A 17,386-nucleotide genomic window follows, 5' to 3' on the forward strand; every position below is an offset into this window, starting at 1 on the left:
GGATTTCCAGAATTCATAAAAAAAATCCAATAAAGTTGGCGCAATTGTTTGACAAGTTTCTGTGTTTCTAGTAGAATAGTAGCATGCGAAATATTGCTTGTAGCGAAAACGGTTCGCCCCAATCTGCGGCGTGCTGTTGAAAAGCGATTGCGTATCCACTTGCGGGTTCAGCTTTGGGCTGTGCCAATGAAAACTAGCGGCGCAATTAAGTACAGAGGATATTTAACATAAATCTTGAATTTTCTTGAGGTGACTACAAATGGGAATGTTAGAAAAGATATTCGGCTCCTATTCCAAAAAGGAACTGAAGAGAATCCAGCCCATCGTGCAGAAGGTGCTGGATAAAGAGGCCGAATACGATAAGATGTCCGAAAGCGAGCTGCGTTCGATGACCGCAAAGCTCAAGGAGCGGCTCGCAAACGGAGAAACGCTGGATGACATCCTGCCCGATGCGTTCGCCACCTGCCGTGAGGCAGCATGGAGGGTGCTGGGCATGAAGCACTTCCCGGTTCAGATCATCGGCGGCATCGTCCTGCATCAGGGACGTATCGCAGAGATGAAAACCGGTGAAGGTAAAACCCTCGTGGCGACCCTGCCGGCCTACCTGAACGCATTGGAGGGCCGCGGCGTACATATCGTCACGGTCAACGACTATCTGGCCCGCCGCGACTCCGAATGGATGGGCAAGGTCTACCGCTATCTGGGACTGAATGTCGGACTGATCGTCCACGGCCTTGACAACAACCAGCGCCGTGAAAGCTACAACGCGGACATCACCTACGGCACCAACAACGAATTTGGCTTCGATTATCTGAGAGACAACATGGTCATCTATAAAAAGGACAAAGTGCAGCGCGGCTTCCGTTACGCCATCGTCGACGAGGTTGACTCGATTCTGGTCGACGAGGCCAGAACTCCGCTGATCATCTCCGGACAGGGCGACAAGTCCACCGACCTCTACAAAGTTGCGGACCATTTCGCGTCTACCCTGAAGCTCGTCAAGGTCAAGGAGCTCAACGACAAGGAGGACAACGACGAGCAGTACGAGGGCGACTACATCGTCGATGAGAAGGCCAAAACCGCAACGCTGACCAAGGCCGGCGTCAAGAAGGCTGAGGAATACTTCGGCGTTGAAAACCTGTCCGATGCGGACAACATCACCTTACAGCACCACATCAACCAGGCGATCAAGGCGCACGGCATCATGAAGAAGGATATCGACTATGTCGTCAAGGACGGCGAGGTCATCATCGTCGATGAGTTCACCGGACGACTGATGCTCGGCCGCCGCTACAACGAGGGCCTGCATCAGGCCATCGAGGCGAAGGAGAACGTCAAGGTCGAGCGCGAATCCAAAACGCTGGCGACCATCACCTTCCAGAACTACTTCAGAATGTACGACAAGCTCTCCGGTATGACCGGTACGGCATTGACCGAGGAGGGCGAGTTCCGTGAAATCTATAAACTGGATGTCATTGAGATTCCGACCAACCGGCCGATTCAGAGGGCGGACTATCCGGATGCCGTCTTTAAATCCGAGAAGGGCAAATTCTTGAACGTCATCGAGCAGATTGAGGAGTGCCATGAAAAGGGCCAGCCGGTTCTGGTCGGTACGATTTCGATTGAGAAGTCCGAGCTGCTCGGCTCAATGCTCAAGAAACGCGGCATCAGGCATGAAATCCTGAACGCGAAGTACCATGAAAAAGAGGCCGAGATCATCGCGCAGGCAGGTAAATTCGGCGCGGTCACCATCGCGACGAATATGGCCGGACGCGGTACTGACATCATGCTCGGCGGAAACGCGGAATTTTTGGCAAAGGCCCGGATGCGCAAGGAGGGCTTTGAGGATTATCTGATCGGCGAGGCGACCGGCTTCTCCGAGACCGACGATGAGGAGATCCTGAATGCGCGTGAAACCTTCAAGAAATACAACGATGAATATAAAGAAGAGATCAAGGATGAGGCCGAAAAGGTCCGGGAAGCGGGCGGACTGTTTATCCTGGGCACCGAGCGGCATGAGTCCCGCCGTATCGACAACCAGCTGCGCGGACGTGCCGGCCGTCAGGGAGACCCGGGTGCAACCCGTTTCTACCTCTCGCTCGAAGACGACCTGATGCGCCTGTTCGGCGGCGAACGCCTGCAGAACATGATGGAAACGCTGGGCGTCGAAGAGGATACCCCGATTGAAAACAAGATGCTGTCCAATTCGATCGAAAGCGCGCAGCGCAAGGTCGAGGGCCGCAACTTCGGCATCCGTAAAAATGTCCTGCAGTTCGACGACGTCATGAACCGCCAGCGTGAGATCATCTACGGACAGCGCGGCAAGGTGCTGGACGGCGACGACATCAAGGACAACATCGTCCAGATGATCAAGGAGTACATCACCGCTACGGTGGACCAGTATGTCGCGGATACCGAGATCCACGACGACTGGAACCTGGCCGGACTCAAGGCGCATTTCCTGGGCTGGCTGACCACCGACGAGGATCTTGTCTACACCACACAGGAGCTTGCCGACGCGTCGAAGGACGACATCAAGCAGATGCTGCTTGACCGCGCGATGGAGCTTTATGAGACGCGGGAAGAGAGCTTCGGCGCTCAGGTCATGCGCGAGCTTGAGCGTGTCATCCTGCTTCGGAACGTCGATTCCAAGTGGATGGACCACATCGACGCCATGGATGAGCTGCGCAAGGGCATCTACCTGCGCTCCTATGCACAGCGCGACCCGGTGGTTGAGTACCGTCTCGAAGGCTTCGAGATGTTCGACCAGATGGTTGCGTCGATCCGCGAGGACACCGTCAAGATGCTGCTGACCGTACAGCTCCGCAAGGAAGAGGAGCCGCAGCGCGAACAGGTTGCGAAGCCGACCGTGGCGTCCCACGGCGACGATGCGGAGCCGGAAAACAAGACGGTCAAGAAGGGCAAAAAGATCGGACGCAACGATCCGTGCCCGTGCGGCAGCGGCAAGAAGTACAAACAGTGCTGCGGCAGAAACGCCGGCGGCGCTCAGCAGTAAATAAAACCATACGTTTCAAAAGGCACAGAGCAGATTGCTCTGTGCCTTTTTGTCGGCTGTTCTCATTGGATAACATCGGTCTTGCATCCGCATGATGGAGTCAGTCTTCCAAGTCAAGCAGCCACAGAATGCTGACACCCAGTGCATCCGCATAGAACGGCAGCTCAAAGTCGGGAATGCAACGCTTACCGTTTTCAGCACGGCTGACGGCATTTTGATCGATATTCAGACCATTTAATTGTATTCTTGCGGCCAGCAGTTCCTGTGACCAATTCAGCCTTTTTCTTGCAAGACGAATGCGTTTTCCAGAACGATTGAATACACCATGATAATCATAAAGCTTCATACGATTGCCCTTTCGTTCAGAGATCAGTATGCTTTTTTATAATAGCATATAGTGCAGGGCAATATTATCCCAAAGATGACTGAAGCGAGAGGACAATCTATATACAGTGTGAAAATCATGTTTGCGTTTATTGGACATTAGAAAAGAGCTGTACCTTAGATGAAGTCCTGTTGGATGTTCAGGGGCGTTGTCAGACCTGCATTTATCTGGACATTGACGAAGCGGTGCTCCAAAAGGCGCGGCAGAAGGTCCTGAAACGATATGAGGAAACATATACAGAATGGGAAAAGAACAGATAGAAATAAAAAAGTGCTGTACCACATGGAATGTCGCGGTACGGCACTTTGCTTATATAATTAAAATGATCAAGAAAGAACAATCCAGATGCAAATAAAAAACAGTATTATTTTATATTAGGTATTGTGCAATGCATAATAGTGTGCTATAATAGATACATCAAGGAGGGATGGCATGAACACACAATTTCGGAAAGGCGTCATTGAGATGTGCGTCCTGGCGCTGATCTCCCGTCAGGATATGTATGGATATGAGATCGTACAGAATATCGCCTCCTATACCGACATCAATGAGGGGACGGTCTACCCGATTCTGAGAAGGCTGACCAAGGAGGAATATGTTGTCACCTATTTGAAGGAAAGCACCATCGGCCCGGCCCGCAAATATTATCACATCACCGAAAGGGGACAGGGCTATCTGGGATCGCTCAAAGAGGACTGGAAGGCGTTCTCGATGATGGTCAACGATATTCTGAATGGGGAACATGAAGAGAAAGGAAGAGCGGAATGAATAAAGAAGAGTATCTGCTGAAGCTGGAAGCTTATCTGAAAAAACAGCTCTCCCGCGAAGAGGTGGACGACATCCTGCGGGATTACGGTGAGTATTTTGAGGATGGCAGGCGCCGGAATAAAACGGATCTGGAGATCTCGGCGAAGCTGGGGGACCCGCAGGTCATTGCCGAACAGTTCCTTGAGGAATACCGGGAAGAGAAGAAGACAAAGGCCTTTCGCAACACCATGGAAATCGAGGCAGTCAAACGAACAGCCCAAAAGGGAGCCAAGACGGTGGCAAAGGGCGCGCATGCCGCCGCGGACGGCATCGGCAGGGGGATTCATGGAATCTCCGAGGGCGTGGATGCCCTGAAGAAGAAGGAGTGGAAGTTCCATCCGATCCAGCGGCTCAAACGGATTCTGAAATCCCTGCTGAAAGCATGTGGATATGTGCTGCTGATTGGGCTGCTGGCTATCCTGACATTTTTTCTTGTCTGCCTGTTTGGATTTCTTGCAGTTACGGCGGCGGCATTTATACTCGGCGGACTTGGCGGCATGATTGCGGCTGCGGCAACCCTTGGATTTGTATCCCTGTACTTTTCCTTCGCAGTCTTTTTCCTGTGCATTGCGTTGATCTGCCTGGGCGGACTGCTTGGTATTTTTATATACTGCTGCTCCCGCCGTTTGATTCGGTTCGGCAAGGCGCAGTATAAAAATCACTTTCAGAAAACAGTTGCAAAAGAGGTGTATACGCGATGATTAAAAAACTCAGCATGGTTCTCTCCATCACGCTGGCCATCAGTTTTCTGGGTCTTCTGATCTGTCTGCCGCTGGGAATCAACGATACGGTTCAGGAATTTAGCACAGCGTTTGAGAGTGACCGCATCCTGCCGCGCCGTATTACATTGGATTCGGTTTACACGCTCCATTTCAATGTAGAAGATGGCTGTGGAGCGGATATTCTCTATCGGCAGGCAGAGGGAAGCGATAACATCTATATTGATATCTATACCGATGATACCTTCAATGAAACCAACCTGGATATCACTTACCCGAAATCAGGTGAGGCAAGTGTCTGGGTTCAGCGCACCTTTGGGATTTTCTCTCTGGACAGAAAGAAGATTATGCGCAGTATTCTAAAAGAGATGCAGTATTATCCAGACATGATTGTCTACATACCGGAGCATATTTCAGTGGATACCAATGTAGAGGAGCTTTTGTACAGCTCGATAACATTTCAACAATATCATGGATAAAAGACTGTCCGCTGACTTTTTGAGAGAAGCGTATAAAGCGAATGTTGCGTTCTAATTGTCAGCATCCCAAAAGCTGATATATCCTATAGGCAGGCGGCACCAATACTCTCCGATGCAGCCTGCAACAGTACCTGCCTTTTTACCCACAGCAAGAGCCCCAAAAAAGACAAGAGCCGCTTCGATCACCCTGTCGAAGCGGCTCTTGTCCCTATATTTGAACGATATGGCCTTGCGCGGCAGATCACAGCAGATCGGTGCGGAGCTTACTGTCTGGGGCAGTGTTCAGTCTTTAAATTCCCATGGATTAAAACATCCCGTCACGCCCCCGCCGGATGCGCCGGTAAATCGTGATGGCGGCTGACAGCGCGATGCATCCGAGCAGCAGGGCCGGCATCATCCATGGGTTGACCTGCGCGCCGACCGATTTGATCTGCGTCCAGCATTCGTCCATCAGCTTGTTGGCGGCCTTCGGCAGATTCTTGAAGCTTTCGGTCTTGGCAAGGACATCGGCCGGCGGATAGGCGACCGGGTTGTTCCTTGTCTCATCGTCGAGCAGCGCGAACGCGCCGGTGTTCGGCGTCGAATAGCCGATGTATTCGCAGTTCGCGAGCGCGATTTGCGGCTCCTGCAGGAAATTGATGAACATGTGCGCGGCTTCCCGGTTCTTGGCTCCCTTCGGGATGCAGATCGCGTCCACAAACCGGTTGGTGCCCTCCTTTGGGATCGAGAACGCGAGATCCTCGTTCTCTGACATCATGGTCAGGGCGTCGCCCGCATAGTACGGGGCGAACACGGCCTCTCCGCCGCCCATCTTGTCAAAGATTTCATCCATGACATAGGCCTGTACGACCGGCTTCTGCTTCTTGAGCTCCTCGGTCGCTTCGCGGATCTCCTTTTCATCGGTGGTGTTCAGGGAATAGCCGAGCTTCTTCATCGCGATGGCGAACGCGTCGCGGGAGTTGTCGAACATCAGGATCTGTCCGAGATATTTTTCATCCCAGAGGATCTCCCAGCTGTCGATGGGGTCGTTTTCGTCCACCATCGTCCTGTTGTACACGATGCCGACGACACCCCAGGTGTACGGCACGCTGTAGGCGTTGTCCGGGTCATAATCCATGTTGAGAAAATCTTCGTCAATGTATTTGGTGTTCGGGATCAGAGAGAAGTCCAGCGGCTCGATCATATCCTCCTCAATCATGCGCGCGATCATGTAGTCGGATGGGATGATGATGTCGTAGTCGGCCGCGCCGCTCTTCATCTTGGCGTACAGCTCCTCGTTCGACGCGAAGGTCGAATAGTTGACCTGGATGCCGGTCAGGGCTTCAAATTCCTTCTTGACGTCGAGCACATCCGGGTCGTTGACCGACATGTATTCTCCCCAGTTGTAGACGTTGATCGAGACGTTCTGCCCCTTGAATTTCTGGTAGTAGCCGGCGTCGTCCACCGGGATTTCGGCCGAACCGAGCGTCAGCGGCAGGAAAGAAAACAGGCAGAGGAATGCCAGGAACAGACTCAGAAATCTTCGCATTTCAGTTCCCTCCGCTTCTTCTTTTCCTGCTGCTCCTTGCGGGCGTCGCGGATGTTCATGATGAGAAGCACCAGCAGCACCACAACAAAGATGATGGTTGAAAGCGCGTTGATCTCCGGGCTGACCTTTCGGCGGGTCATCGAGAAAATCGTGACGCTTAAGGGCTGGGTGGTCGGGCCGCTTGTGAAATAGCTGATGATGAAGTCGTCCAGCGAATAGGTGAACGCCATCAGAAAACCCGCGATGATGCCCGGCATGATCTCTGGAATGACCACCTTGAAGAAGGTCTGCCGGGGATTGCAGCCGAGGTCCGCGGCCGCTTCGAGCTGGTATTTGTCCATCTGCCGCAGCTTCGGCATCACATTCAGGATCACATACGGCGTACAGAAGGTGATGTGCGCGAGCGCGAGCGTGACCAGGCCGAATTCGAAGTGCAGAAAGTTTTTAAAGAAGACGAACAGCAGCATCAGCGCGACGCCGGTCACGATCTCCGGGTTCAGGATCGGCACATAGGTCATGTTCATGACCACCGAGCGGGTGCGCTTCTTCATATTGCTGATGCCGATGGCGGCCAATGTGCCGATGACCGTGGCCACCACCGAGGCGATGACTGCGACGGCCAGCGTGACCAGCAGGGAGCCCACAATCATTTCATTTGAAAACAGTTTTTTATACCAGTCCAGCGTAAAGCCGGTCCACAGGCTGCGGCTTTTGGAGGCGTTGAACGAATAGACGATCAGGATAACGATCGGCAGGTACAGGAACGCCATGACCAGCCCCACATAGGCGCGGGAGAGATGTTTTCTTTTCCTCATAACAGCATCCCCTCCGTTCTCTCATCGTCGAACTGGTTGACGATGCTCATAAACAATAAAATCAGCACCATCAGCACCAGGGAGATGGCCGCGCCGAGGTTCGGATTGTACGCGTTGCCCAAAAACTGCAGGTCGATCAGGTCGCCGATCAGCAGGTTCGAGCCGCCGCCGAGCATCCGCGAGATGATGAAGGTGCTGATGGCCGGCACAAACACCATCGTGATGCCGGTTGTGATGCCCGGCATGCTCATCGGGATGACCACCTTCGCGAACACCTTCCGCGACGGCGCGCCGAGGTCCTGCGCGGCCTCAATCAGGCTGTTGTCGATCTTGGTAAGGATCGAGTAGAGCGGCAGGATCATGAACGGCAGGTAGTTGTACACCATGCCCAGCACGACCGCGCCCTCGGTGTTGATCAGGTTGAACGGACCTAGCCCGAACAGGCCGAAGAACCGGTTGATGAGTCCATTGTTTTCGAGCAGTGTCATCCACGCATAGGTGCGCAGCAGAAAGTTGATCCACATCGGCAGCATGACCAGCATGATGAAGGTGCGCTGCCGGTTCACATGCATCCGCGACAGGATGTAGGAAAGCGGGTAGGCGATCAGCAGGCAGATAGCCGTGGCGATCAGCGCCAGCCAGATCGAGCGCAGCAGCACCGAAATGTACTGGCCGGCGTTCGTCAGGTTGTCCAGTGTGAACTGGCCTTCCGGCGTCGTGAACGCGAAGAACACGACAAGGCCGAGCGGCACAATCGTGAAGACCAGCATCCAGATCAGGTAGGGCAGGGAGATCATCTTGGATTTCATATCATTCCTCCTCCATCCTGTGCATGATGTGGATGTCGAACGGCTTGACATGCATGCCGACAATCGCGCCCGGCTCCTCGCACAGCGTGGAATGCACGGTCCACTTGTAGCCGCAGGCGTCGATGATCATCTCGTAGTGCACGCCCTTGAAGATGACCGATTCCACAACGCCCGAGATGTCGCCCTCCTGTGGCGGCAGCAGCCGGATATCCTCCGGCCGGATGACCACGTCGACCAGCTGCATCTTACCGAAGCCCTTGTCGACGCATTCGAACTTCTGACCGGCGAACTCGACGAGGAAATCCTCGTGCATGATGCCGTCGATGATGTTGCTTTCGCCGATGAAATCGGCGACAAACGCGTTGGTCGGCTCGTTGTAGATGTCCTGCGGCGTGCCGATCTGCTGGATGTTGCCGTCCTTCATGACCACGACGGTGTCCGACATGGTGAGCGCCTCCTCCTGGTCGTGCGTGACGTAGATGAAGGTGATCTCCATGCTCTGCTGAATGCGCTTGAGCTCCACCTGCATCCCTTTGCGCAGCTTGAGGTCCAAAGCGCCGAGCGGCTCGTCCAGCAGCAGCACCTTCGGATGGTTGACCAGCGCGCGGGCGATCGCGACGCGCTGCTGCTGCCCGCCGGACAGATGTCCCACGTTCCGCTTTTCATATCCATTCAGGCCCACAAGTGCGAGCATCTCGCCGACGAGCCGGATGATTTCCTTTTCAGGCAGCTTCTTGATGCGCAGCCCGAACGCGATGTTTTCGAACACGTTCAGGTGCGGGAACAGCGCGTACCGCTGGAACACCGTGTTGACCTGCCGTTTATAGGGCGGCAGCGCGTTGATGCGCTTGCCCTCGAACAGCACATCCCCCTGTTTCGGCTGCAGAAAGCCGCCGATGATGCGCAGCGTCGTCGTTTTGCCGCAGCCGGACGGGCCAAGCAGCGTGACGAATTCCTTGTCCCGGATATCCAGACTGATGTCGTTCAGTACACGTTCCCCGTCGTACTCCGCGACCAGATTTCTTAAACGGATGATGTTTTCCATCCTGCATCCCCCTTTGCGGATTGTTATTCTGTCCTTTCGGAAGCCCATTTTTTCCATGCACTCAAGAAGACCCCGCCGTCCGGGAGACCGGGCGTGGGGTGAAGACATTCTATTTTGGCAGGAAAACGGGACAAAAGGCCACATATCCGGTTTGCCGCCCCCGCAAAAGGCTTTTCTTCAAAGCAGCCAACGTCTTTAGGCGGGCAGGGATATGCGTACACGGCCAGATGCATAAAAAGACAAGTTTAACTATAGTGTTTTTTCAGGAAAAAGTCAAGCTTTTTAGCAAAATGTGTCCGATTTTCTGTATTCAGACCGGTTTGTTCCCGGTTTTGCTTCGAAATCCGGATGTTTTCGCGGCCATTCTTCACTTTGCACCGGTTTTGAATAAAATCCGCCCCGCATTGACAAACCGGCGGGGATGTACTATGATAAATAAAAACGGCCAATCAAAATAAACGGACAAGGATGGAATGCCATGCTGGGCTACGTGCTTCCCATTGTGATCATCGTCGTATCAAACGTCTTCTATAATATTGTAACCAAGTCGACCCCGTCGGATGCAAACCCGTTTGCAAGCCTGTTTTTGACCTATCTTTCCGCCGCGCTGGTCGCCGGCATCCTGATGTTCTTCCAAAGCCCGCACAAGAGCCTGTCCTCGATGTTCCACGGTGTCAACTGGACCGGCGCGGTGCTCGGGCTGACCATCGTCGGGCTGGAGTTCGGCTACATCACGGCCTATCGAGCGGGCTGGAATATCAGCGTCGGCAGCCTGGTTGCGAACATCCTGCTGGCGGTCATCCTGGTGCCGGTCGGGCTGCTTCTGTATAAGGAAAGCATCACGCTCAACCAGTGCATCGGCATTCTGCTGTGTATCGCAGGCCTTGTGTTTATCAATAAACGGTAACGGTACTGGAATCATACTGAGAGGATGCCACGGATATCTGCCGAGTTCTTGTATGGCGCCAAATTCGTTTACAGACTTAGCAATATTTCATTATTATACGGGTAAAAAATAAATACAGATACTGATAAGATGGTACTTGACTGAAGAGGAGGAATGAGCATGTGTAAGGACAGAAATGTCTGCATCATCGGCGGCGCGGACGGTCCGACCGCCATCTTTGTGGCAAGCAGGCCGAATTCTGAGAGCAGGGGCAGGAAGGTGCTGCGCCTGCTTGTTTTCATCGGGATTTTGTCATTCAAGCTTGCTGTCTGGTGGAGAATTTTGAACGGGAGAAAACAGAAGAACGAAACGGCATCCGGTTTGAAGGATTGACTGGGACTGAAAGAACTTGTGCATGAATGGGAAACGGCGCGGCTGTAATCGATGGCCGCGGCGGTTTTGTTCCCGTACTGCTGGGAATCGAGCCTGTACCATAAAGGAACAGGTTCATTATCAAACAAGATGATGGATGAATCGGTTGGATACAAGAACGGTCAGCAGTATTTTGATGTCAAAGTAACACATAGAAATGATAGAATGGAATAAAAAACAGCCGCTTTCTGATTTGAAAGAAGAGGGTTATCATGAAACAAAGAAGATGCATGGTCATAGTATGTGCAGTCATGCTGCTGTTTTGTTCAGGCTGCCTGATGTCACACGGAGCTGCGCTGACGGACCTCAGAAATTCATTGTCGGTCGGAGTCAAGGATGGCCCTCAGGGACACCGGCTGTCGGACGACAGGAAGGTCTACAACTTTGTGGATGAAAACGGTGTGGAATTCCAGCTGATTTCTGAATATCATGACATCAATATAGACGGAGCAAAATTTGGATCCGCTCCAAGCAATTCCTGTAATTATACAGAAGCATTTTTGAAGCACAATGCCGCCGGGATGTCCATCCTTTGTGAAGCCAGCGGTTTGGAGTACCATCTGGCCTTTGACGATTCGCGTACGCCGGTTCTCCTGCTGATTGACAGTTATGACGATGTTAAACCTGTTTCAGAGCTGATTGTCAATTTGTTTGATGTGGTCGGCGTCATCCCAATTCGAAGGGACGGTCAGGTGCGTCTTGCCGAACCGGCGATTGAGGTGAAGTGTGGTGGATGGTCATTGCTGCGGGTGGATTTTCCAATCCAGAAAAACCACAATGAGCAGACCTATGATGAAATCTACGAAGCGGTGAATACCGCGTATACCGATATGGTAAGAGATTCAAAGTTCCCCAATGATCTTCCGGATGGCGCGCTGGAATCGGTCACGCCCGAATCCTACCGCAATGTTTATGTGAATGAAACGCTTGTCCATAATTCTATCAACGAAAGGGCCCAATTTTTTAGAAATCCTGAAGACGGCCGTTATGATATCCAGATCGACGACCTTCTCCGCACATCTGTGTCGGTGATGGGGCATACAAATTTTGTTCCCATTCTGGATCAGCTGGGCTGTTCCCATTCTTATGATAAGGATGGGTTCCTGCACTGGACATTGGATTCCGCGGAATACTGCGTCCGGCCGAATACACAGCGGACGGCGCTGCTGCTTTACCGGGACGGCGTGCAGGTGGATGAACTTGAAATCCTGGATCAGGGAGAGTTTGTCACAGCAAATGTGGATATCGATGAATTCGCGGCGCTTCTGGGAGGACAGAGCTGCCGCATAGACGCGGAGACCGGCAGCCTTTATTTTACTGCGCCGTAACCAACCTGAATAGCTCAACAATAGCGCTGCACATTTCATTCCTGGAATGTGCAGCTTTTTCATTGCATGCAAAGGATGTTCCGCCCGATAGTGGATCATGTGATATTCATGTACAGTACGTGGGAATCAGCCGGTTTGCTTCCTTTTTTCAATATAGGTTTAAATCGTCTCACCCGGCAGCTTCACGAAGGCGGAAAGGAATCAGCGTGATGCAGACGATAGTAAGGATTCAAATGGATAGCGGAACGCTGAGGTGAAATTTTTTATAAAAACGCTGTCATGATAACAGTGGAGTTGTAAAAGTGTCCAAATTTTAGGTGAAACTGTACAAATATGCAGATCGAGAATTGGATATATGACCAAATATTTATGGGATCCCTCATTTTGTATTGACACTGTGAATGTTGTCGGATATACTTGAATTGATTTCAATTTCGTTATCACTTCATTCACAGATCCACAAATCGATCCCCGGTGTTTCTTTGTGATTGCGCCGGGAGAATAGGGCGGGCCGGAAGAACGGATGAATCCAGCAGAAATAAGGAAAGGATGTCCGCGTTTTTGTTTATAAGGATATGAAAACGTTTCTTTCCGCGTTCCATAGATAAAGGAGGTTGATATTCGGGCGGATAAGCTGCCCGTACCCAAAGCCTTGCCACCTTGCAGAAAAGCGGCGCGGCGCTTTGTCCGGGCGCAGTGCCAAAAAAGAGAAAAGAATCAATATCCCGCGTTAAAAAAGAGAAAAAGAGTACCGCAATATTATGTGAAAACGTTTCTAGTTTTAGCGTTCTCTATTGACAAAGAGGAGGAAAATCGAAAAATGAAGACTAAGAATAGGATTCTAAGCCTGGTCCTGTGCGCGGCCTGTGTGGTATCCACCCTTGCGCCGGCAACCTTCGCGTCGGCGAATGAGGGCAAAAGCGAACCCGTTATCGTCGAAAAAAATGCGAACGGTTTCGTCTCCGAAGAGATCGGCGACGTCCGCGTCCAGATCCTGTCCCCGACGCTTGTGCGTTTGGAGCAGAGGGGCCCGAAGGGATTTGAGGACCGCAAGACCTTCCACATCTCGAACCGCGACGATTGGGAAGGCACCGAAGTTTTCCGCACCGAAGGGGACGGGACGGTCATCCTGACCACCAGCACCTACCAGGTCATCGTACCGGCAGGGGCTTCCGACATCACCGGCATCATCATCAACGACAACCAGGGCAGAATGATCTGGAAATACAAAGGACTTCCGGGCAGCAAGGTTTATCTGCCGGATCCGGGCGAAAAGGTGAACGCCTGGGAGATCAGCGATTCCCCGCGTATGACCATGCCGGACTGGGGCTTTGCGCCGCAGCCGGATGAGAACACCGAGAACCGCGATACCAACGGATTTGACCAGAGCAACGACGCGCCGGATATGTTTGTCTTCCTGCCGGCGGGCGACAGCGTACAGCTGCGCCGTGATCTGGTCAAGCTGACCGGTCAGACCGACATGCTTTCCCTCGCCACCTTCGGCGCATGGGACAGCCGCTATCACGAATACAGCGATGAAACTGCGATGCAGCAGATCAAGGATTATCATGAAACCTACAACGTGCCGCTGGACAACCTGGTCATCGACACCGACTGGAGAAGCGCCGGCACCGGCGGAATCGGCTATGACGTCAACACCAAGCTGTTCCCGGATATGAAGGGCTTTTTGGAGGACGCGCATGAACAGAATGTCAACATCATCTTCAATGACCATCCGGAACCGAGAAAAGATGAAAACGGCAAACAGCTGAGCGCTATAAATCCAACCGAGGTCAATTACCGCTTTGAGAAGCTGACCGGCATTCTGGAACTGGGCGTGGATTCCTGGTGGTATGACCGCAACTGGTCCACAACGATTCTCGCGCCGGAAGGCTTCACCCATGAAGCAATCGGCGGCGCTATCTATGCGGATGCACAGAGGGCCGTATATCCGGACAGACGCCTTGTCATGATGAGCAACGTCGACGGAAGCTCGAATGGCGGCGACATTGGTGCGCCGGACCTGGCGCAGCACCGCTACGGCATCACCTGGACCGGCGATACCGGCGGCCGTCAGGAAACCCTGCAGCGCGAGGTGGAATTTGCCGTGCAGTATGGCGCAAACGCGGGACTTCCGTATATCAGCACCGACGTCGGCAGCCATCAGACGCCGACCAGCGCGCTTTCCGCGGATGAGTATGTCAAATGGATGCAGTTCGGAACGCTTTCTCCGATCTACCGTCCGCACAACACCAAGTTTGGCAGTGAAAACGGCCGTATGCCGTGGATGAAGGGTGAAGAAGCCCTGAACATCATCCGCGACTATGTGAATCTCCGTTACCGCCTGCTTCCTACTTATTATAATCTTTCTCATGAAAATTACGAAACCGGCATGCCGCTGCTTCGCAGGCTCGACTTCTACTATCCGGATTATGCGGGCGCGGCACGCAATGACGAATACCTGCTGGGCGACGACATCCTGATCGCGCCGACCATCACGGACAACGGCGACACCGCGGTTCCATCCGCATGGCTGAACACGCCGTACGGCGGAAACGGACTCAAGGCGGAGTTCTTCAACAATGTCAACCTGGAAGGCGAACCGGTTGTCACCAAGACTGTCTCCAACATCGACTTCGACTGGGGCAGAAACGAGCCGACCAGCGGCGTCAACAAGGATAACTTCAGCGTCCGGTTCACCGGCACCATCACCATCGGGGACGAGGACGTCAAGCTTCAGACCTACAGCGACGACGGCGCGCGCGTCTACATCAACGACGAGCTGTTCATCGATTCCTGGAGACCACAGGAAGCAACCGCTGTGACGTCGGAAGGCACGCTGAAAGCCGGCGAAACCTACGACATCCGGTTTGAATATTATGACGGGGAAAACGACGCCATCTGCGGACTCCGTTATGTCACAGACCAAGACAAGCTCAACACCAGATTCGTCTGGATTCCGGAAGGCGAATGGATCGACACCTTCAGCGGCGAAACCATCTATGGACCGCAGACGATCGAAGTATCCGTACCGGTCCGCGAAACCCCGATCTTTGTCAAGAAGGGCGCCATCCTGCCGCTGGCAGACGAGATGCTGACCACCAAGGAGAAGGACTGGAGCCATCTGACACTGGATGTCTATCCGTCCACCCGTTACAGCGACAGCACCACCCTGTATGAAGACGACACCGAGTCGGTCAAGTACAAGGAAGGCCAGTTCCGCACAACCGAACTCTCCACCCGTTTTGATCATGGAAAGACCATCATCGATATCGGTGCGGCAAACGGCAGCTTTGAGGGCGAGCGCGCATTCACCGACCGTGAATGGACCGTCCGCATCCATCAGCCTGAGGGCTGGGGCGCGCTGCAGAGCGTGACCACCGCCGATGGACAGACGCTGGCGTTCACAGCGGTTGACCAGGACGAAAACGCCATGCCGTTCGCCATTTCCGGCGGCGCGGCTGACGGCACGGTCTACGAAGTGACCGTTTCCGGCAACGTCTACAACGCTGTTCAGCTGATTGCGGAGTTTGAGAATCCGGCAGACCCGTCTGTTCCGGAAGACAATTATGATGAGAAAATCGTCAATGAGGATTACAGGGAGCCGGTGGAACGCACCATCGACGTCAGCGAAGAACTGCCGTATGTCGTCAACCTGAGCTCGCTGGGCAACCTCGACTGGGTACATCCGGCATTGACCGACAGCCGCAACCTGACCAGAAAGAATACCGCACATCCGCAGATCACCTACCTGAAAGACTATGCGCGTTCCTGTGGCGCGTTTTATGACTATACGACCAGCTTCTCCTACAACGACGGTCTGCCGCTGAAGAACGCGACCGAGACCAGGAATGGAGCGGTGGTCTATGAGAACAACGCCGGCTTTATCTTCTCGGTACCGGCATCTGAACAGACCAAGCAGTTGGTCCTGTTTATCGGCGGCTGGAAGAGTGAAGGCAAGCTTGAGATCTTCGACAAATCGGCGGATACCAAAATCGACACCTACACCTTCGGCGACGCGGATAAATCCTACTACCGCAAGGTCACGATTGACCTGAGTTCCGCTACCGGCACCGACCTGGTGGTCAAGTACACCAAGGTCAGCGGCAGCAACATCACCTTCGCGGCGGCTGCGCTGCGCGACCCGAGCATCCAGGAAGAAGCCAAGGGCGTCGTCACCCGTGAGGTGAACGTCACCGACTGGTATCCCGAAAAACGCAACCTGACCGAAGAAGGAAATGTGGACTGGATCCATCTGGGACAGGCGCAGATTTCCAACATCAACCGCAAGGGCAATGTGGATGAGGCAATGAATCTCACCTATACCTCCAATCTGGTTGGCTTCGGCGACCACCGCACCGCGTTCAGCTGGAACGACGGTTCCCCGGATAAGTCCGCCAGCAACCTGACCACCGGCCTGCAGCAGAGCAAGGTGGGAAGCGACTTCACCACAACCGTCAAGGCGGGACCGCAGGAGAGGATCCTGACGCTCTATCTCGGCGGCTGGAAGGGCGAAGGCAAGCTGACCGTCTATGATGAGTCCGGCGTGACCGAAAATCAGGTCTATGAATTTGGAAATCTGAATACCAACTTCTACCGCACCGTTACGATCAAGCTGAAAGCGGAAGAGGAATGCAACCTGCGTGTGCGCTACTCTCTGGAGAAAGCGAACGGCGGAAATGTCTCCTGGGTCGCAGCCACCTTGTATGATCCGACTCTGGACGAAAATGTGAAGCTTCTGCCGACCGAAGGCGAAGTCAAGGACGGCGTCCTGACCGGTATCAACGTCGGCGAAACCGTTGCCTCGATCAAAGAGAAGCTGCAGAACGATGCAGGCGATCTCAAATTCGTGGATGCAAACGGCGCGGAACTCAGCGACGACAGCATCGTCAAGACCGGCGACAGGATTCAGCTCTTCACACAGGGCATCTTTGCAAATGAAACCGAGATCGCCGTCATGGGCGATACCGACTGCGACGGCGCGCTGGGCGTTATGGATCTTCTGCAGATGAAGTCCTACATCCTGACCCGCGTTGAATTCGGCAAAGCACAGCAGTATGCGGCGGATGTCAACGGCGACGGCATTGTCAACATCTTTGACCTCGTTGCTGTGAAGTTTATGATTCTGAATTCCTAA

Annotated in this window: 13 protein-coding genes; 8 read left to right on the plus strand and 5 right to left on the minus strand. The window is 53.3% G+C overall.

All coding sequences use genetic code 11. From position 1 onward, the window contains the following. Nucleotides 1–259: 259 nt before the first annotated feature. Nucleotides 260–3,016, plus strand: a complete 2,757-nt coding sequence (secA, locus tag BN348_RS02445) for a preprotein translocase subunit SecA (RefSeq protein ID WP_040195949.1) — start codon at nucleotides 260–262, stop codon at nucleotides 3,014–3,016. A gap of 100 nt (nucleotides 3,017–3,116) precedes the next feature. Here the strand turns inward: secA and BN348_RS02450 are convergent, their stop codons facing one another. Further along, entirely contained in the window at nucleotides 3,117–3,362 is a 246-nt protein-coding gene (locus BN348_RS02450) for a helix-turn-helix domain-containing protein (protein WP_040195951.1), read from the minus strand. A gap of 471 nt (nucleotides 3,363–3,833) precedes the next feature. Here BN348_RS02450 and BN348_RS02455 point away from each other — a divergent pair, with 471 nt between their 5' ends. From BN348_RS02455 to BN348_RS02465, 3 genes are read left to right on the plus strand one after another with little or no spacing between them, the layout of a single operon-like run. Next, nucleotides 3,834–4,169: a PadR family transcriptional regulator gene (locus tag BN348_RS02455; protein ID WP_040195952.1), complete on the plus strand. Its 336-nt coding sequence runs from the start codon at nucleotides 3,834–3,836 to the stop codon at nucleotides 4,167–4,169. Then, entirely contained in the window at nucleotides 4,166–4,909 is a 744-nt protein-coding gene (locus BN348_RS12890; protein ID WP_052446649.1) for a DUF1700 domain-containing protein, read from the plus strand. Before BN348_RS02455 ends, BN348_RS12890 begins: the two co-directional genes overlap by 4 nt. Beyond that, complete coding sequence (locus BN348_RS02465; protein WP_040195953.1) at nucleotides 4,906–5,406, plus strand: hypothetical protein; 501 nt, start codon at nucleotides 4,906–4,908, stop codon at nucleotides 5,404–5,406. The genes BN348_RS12890 and BN348_RS02465 overlap by 4 nt, the downstream gene beginning before the upstream one ends. Before the next feature lie 304 nt (nucleotides 5,407–5,710). On the opposite strand, the gene BN348_RS02470 is transcribed toward BN348_RS02465, so the two are convergent. From BN348_RS02470 to potA, 4 genes are read right to left on the minus strand one after another with little or no spacing between them, the layout of a single operon-like run. Then, entirely contained in the window at nucleotides 5,711–6,934 is a 1,224-nt protein-coding gene (locus BN348_RS02470) for an ABC transporter substrate-binding protein (protein WP_040195955.1), read from the minus strand. Further along, nucleotides 6,919–7,749 carry an ABC transporter permease gene (locus tag BN348_RS02475; RefSeq protein ID WP_040195956.1) on the minus strand — a complete coding sequence of 277 codons (831 nt, stop codon included), beginning with the start codon at nucleotides 7,747–7,749 and terminating at the stop codon, nucleotides 6,919–6,921. Before BN348_RS02475 ends, BN348_RS02470 begins: the two co-directional genes overlap by 16 nt. Further along, a complete protein-coding gene (locus tag BN348_RS02480; RefSeq protein ID WP_040195958.1) occupies nucleotides 7,746–8,558 on the minus strand; it encodes an ABC transporter permease in 813 nt (270 codons plus the stop codon). The genes BN348_RS02475 and BN348_RS02480 overlap by 4 nt, the downstream gene beginning before the upstream one ends. 1 nt (nucleotide 8,559) lies before the next feature. Next, a complete protein-coding gene (potA, locus tag BN348_RS02485) occupies nucleotides 8,560–9,603 on the minus strand; it encodes a spermidine/putrescine ABC transporter ATP-binding protein (protein ID WP_040195960.1) in 1,044 nt (347 codons plus the stop codon). 478 nt (nucleotides 9,604–10,081) lie between these two features. Between potA and BN348_RS02495 the strand changes: the two genes are divergently transcribed. From BN348_RS02495 to BN348_RS02510, 4 genes are all read left to right on the plus strand, one after another. Further along, entirely contained in the window at nucleotides 10,082–10,510 is a 429-nt protein-coding gene (locus BN348_RS02495) for an EamA family transporter (protein ID WP_040195962.1), read from the plus strand. 159 nt (nucleotides 10,511–10,669) lie between these two features. After that, nucleotides 10,670–10,882, plus strand: coding sequence for a hypothetical protein (locus tag BN348_RS02500; RefSeq protein ID WP_040195963.1), 213 nt, complete (start codon nucleotides 10,670–10,672; stop codon nucleotides 10,880–10,882). Between the two features lie 251 nt (nucleotides 10,883–11,133). Continuing rightward, nucleotides 11,134–12,249 (plus strand): hypothetical protein, encoded by a 1,116-nt coding sequence (locus BN348_RS02505; protein WP_156136392.1) that lies wholly within the window; start codon nucleotides 11,134–11,136, stop codon nucleotides 12,247–12,249. Between the two features lie 820 nt (nucleotides 12,250–13,069). Next, nucleotides 13,070–17,386 carry a TIM-barrel domain-containing protein gene (locus BN348_RS02510; RefSeq protein ID WP_040195965.1) on the plus strand — a complete coding sequence of 1,439 codons (4,317 nt, stop codon included), beginning with the start codon at nucleotides 13,070–13,072 and terminating at the stop codon, nucleotides 17,384–17,386.

The sequence above is a fragment of the Candidatus Soleaferrea massiliensis AP7 genome, from assembly GCF_000820765.1.
In the GTDB taxonomy this organism is placed as follows: Bacteria; Bacillota; Clostridia; order Oscillospirales; family Ruminococcaceae; genus Soleaferrea; species Soleaferrea massiliensis.

What these genes read in the sequence shown, in the direction of transcription:
- secA (WP_040195949.1), top strand. Translation starts at nt 260, where the DNA reads ATGGGAATGTTAGAAAAGATATTCGGCTCCTATTCCAAAAAGGAACTG.
- BN348_RS02450 (WP_040195951.1), bottom strand. Translation starts at nt 3,362, where the DNA reads ATGAAGCTTTATGATTATCATGGTGTATTCAATCGTTCTGGAAAACGC.
- BN348_RS02455 (WP_040195952.1), top strand. Translation starts at nt 3,834, where the DNA reads ATGAACACACAATTTCGGAAAGGCGTCATTGAGATGTGCGTCCTGGCG.
- BN348_RS12890 (WP_052446649.1), top strand. Translation starts at nt 4,166, where the DNA reads ATGAATAAAGAAGAGTATCTGCTGAAGCTGGAAGCTTATCTGAAAAAA.
- BN348_RS02465 (WP_040195953.1), top strand. Translation starts at nt 4,906, where the DNA reads ATGATTAAAAAACTCAGCATGGTTCTCTCCATCACGCTGGCCATCAGT.
- BN348_RS02470 (WP_040195955.1), bottom strand. Translation starts at nt 6,934, where the DNA reads ATGCGAAGATTTCTGAGTCTGTTCCTGGCATTCCTCTGCCTGTTTTCT.
- BN348_RS02475 (WP_040195956.1), bottom strand. Translation starts at nt 7,749, where the DNA reads ATGAGGAAAAGAAAACATCTCTCCCGCGCCTATGTGGGGCTGGTCATG.
- BN348_RS02480 (WP_040195958.1), bottom strand. Translation starts at nt 8,558, where the DNA reads ATGAAATCCAAGATGATCTCCCTGCCCTACCTGATCTGGATGCTGGTC.
- potA (WP_040195960.1), bottom strand. Translation starts at nt 9,603, where the DNA reads ATGGAAAACATCATCCGTTTAAGAAATCTGGTCGCGGAGTACGACGGG.
- BN348_RS02495 (WP_040195962.1), top strand. Translation starts at nt 10,082, where the DNA reads ATGCTGGGCTACGTGCTTCCCATTGTGATCATCGTCGTATCAAACGTC.
- BN348_RS02500 (WP_040195963.1), top strand. Translation starts at nt 10,670, where the DNA reads ATGTGTAAGGACAGAAATGTCTGCATCATCGGCGGCGCGGACGGTCCG.
- BN348_RS02505 (WP_156136392.1), top strand. Translation starts at nt 11,134, where the DNA reads ATGAAACAAAGAAGATGCATGGTCATAGTATGTGCAGTCATGCTGCTG.
- BN348_RS02510 (WP_040195965.1), top strand. Translation starts at nt 13,070, where the DNA reads ATGAAGACTAAGAATAGGATTCTAAGCCTGGTCCTGTGCGCGGCCTGT.